Source organism: Sphaerochaeta sp. UBA5836 (genome assembly GCF_002432845.1).
Taxonomy (GTDB): Bacteria; Spirochaetota; Spirochaetia; order Sphaerochaetales; family Sphaerochaetaceae; genus Sphaerochaeta.
Genome location: NZ_DJGW01000072.1, coordinates 3,938 through 6,116 on the forward strand (window position 1 = coordinate 3,938; position 2,179 = coordinate 6,116).

Sequence of the window (2,179 nt, forward strand, 5' to 3'; positions counted from 1 at the left end):
TTGGCGAAGTTCTCCCAGGCGATTCCCTCGGGAATCCAGGTGTACGGCATCTTGAGAATTTGCCGGCTGGTCATCATCGATGCACTGATCATGAACAGGATCGGCATCAGGGTGAAGACCAGCATGACCAAGAGAACAAGGTACATGCCGATTTTCGGCAGCGTGAATCGTTTTTCTATCTGCATCCTGTCCTCCTAATATTCCACATTCTCGCTCTTGGTGGTCTTGAACTGCAGCAAGGTGAGCAGCAGCATCATGAGAAAGAGCACAACGCTCATGGCACTTGCCCTGCCAAGGTACTGCTGTTGGATGCCGGTGACATAGATGTTGAAGGTAATGACGTTGATCGGGGCGCGGGGTGCCCCGTTGGAATAGAGCATGTACTGGGTGCTGAAGGTCTTCAGGCACTGCAGCATCGCCATGACCGAAACCAGGACAACCGTAGGCTTGAGCAGCGGCAACGTGATGCGCCAGAACACCTGGTTCTTGGTCGCCCCGTCGATGGTCGACGCCTCGTAGATGGTGGGAGGAATGGAGGCAAGGCCGGTGATGAAGAGAATGACAAAGTAGCCGATGTACTTCCAGAAGTAGATGACCATGGTGGAAACCTGTTCCATCACCGGGTCGACGAGCCAACGCCGGTCGACACCGGGGGTGTTCATCAGGGCGTTGAGCCACTGGTTTCCCAACCCTCGGGGGTCGAAAATGATCATCCAGATGGTTGCTGCAACAACGCTGGAAAGAATGGCAGGGCAGTAGTAGGAAATCTGCAGGAATTTCTTGGTCTTGTTGCTGGAGAGGTTGCTGATGAATACAGCGAGGATCAGGCTGACGATCAGCAAGGGGATGAAGGTTCCCAGCGTAAAGACCATCGTGGACTTGAGGCTGTTCAGAAAGGAGAGGTCGCTGGCGGCCCTGCTTGGATCGAAGAGCCTGATGTAGTTGCCCAGCCCAAGGAACTTCGGGGGCAGCTTGCTCAAAGCACGCTTGTCAAAAAAACTGGTGTATATGGCATTGATGATTGGATAAAAACTGAACAAGGAGAAGAATAACATGGCCGGCAGAACGAAGACGAATCCCCATCGAGCCTGTTTTCTCTCGATACCCCGATATTTTCTCGTACCCATACTGTTCTCCCGGGATGCATAAGGTTTGAACAAGAAAGCGGTCCTGTCGTACAGGCACAGGACCGCAGGATCAGAAGCGTTTACTGCTCGTCGATGATTTCCTGCACCGAAGCTCTCAGGGTGGCAAGCGCCTTCTCAGGACTTACTCCGCTGAGCATGACCGATTCGACTGCATTGCGGATCTGGGTCTGGATCTGAGCAGAATTTTCTCCGTAGTAAATCATGTGCGAGCGTGCCATATCATCGATGAAAACCTGGCTGTAGGGCATGTTCTTCAGCGTATCGGAGGCAAAGAGGGCCTTGGTCGGCTGAATGATGTTTCCACCGCGGGTCAGGTACTCCTCGCCATGGCTGAGCAGAAAGCCTGCAAGTTTCCAAGCCGCTTTCTGCACGGCGGGATCGCTGTCTGCATTAACCATGAAGAAGTGACCGTAATAGCAGGCTGCCACATCACGAACGGCATCCTTGAAAGTAGGATACGGGATTACCATCCACTCGCCGCTTTTGAAGAACGCAGGATTGTCCTTCTCGATTCTACCCTGCTGGTAGAGACCGGTGTGGGCCATGGCGATGTCGTTGTTGTCCTGGTTGAAGAGGTTGCGGGCATTCTTGTAGGTCGGCGATCCAAGGTTGCGGCCCGAGGGTCCCCACTGCTGCATGTAGGTAAGAGCTTTCAGCCAAGCTTCGTCACCGATAATGGCTTTCTTGCCATCAGAGCTGAGCAGGTCGCCGCCGAGCTGTTCAACCATCGGAACAAAGAAGGTCAAATAGTACGGATAGCGGAAGTCAAAGCCGCGGCGGATGAGGATGTCGCCGTCACGGATGACCAGCTTCTCGGAGATGTCGGCCATCTCTTCCCAAGTCTTGGGGTAATCCTTCTCAGGATCGAGACCTGCGGAGCGGAAAACCTTCTTATTCAGGTAGATGCACCAGTTGGTCAGTTCCAGCGGAAGACCATATACCTCACCATCAACAGTGACGGTATCCAGCACGCCGTCCATGTACTTGTCCAACAGGTCCTGCTTGCTGGCATACCCTGCCGCCTGATAGTC

General features: G+C 53.6%; 2 protein-coding genes and 1 pseudogene. All 3 read right to left on the minus strand.

Annotated features, from left to right (window positions below; genetic code table 11):
- Positions 1 to 185, minus strand: a pseudogene (locus B3F49_RS05740) (carbohydrate ABC transporter permease); the annotation flags it as partial.
- A 9-nt stretch (positions 186 to 194) separates the two neighbouring features.
- Positions 195 to 1,127 carry a carbohydrate ABC transporter permease gene (locus B3F49_RS05745; RefSeq protein ID WP_293909658.1) on the minus strand — a complete coding sequence of 311 codons (933 nt, stop codon included), beginning with the start codon at positions 1,125 to 1,127 and terminating at the stop codon, positions 195 to 197.
- Positions 1,128 to 1,207: 80 nt separating this feature from the next.
- The coding region (locus tag B3F49_RS05750; protein ID WP_293909660.1) for an extracellular solute-binding protein at positions 1,208 to 2,179 on the minus strand (972 nt) is incomplete at its 5' end.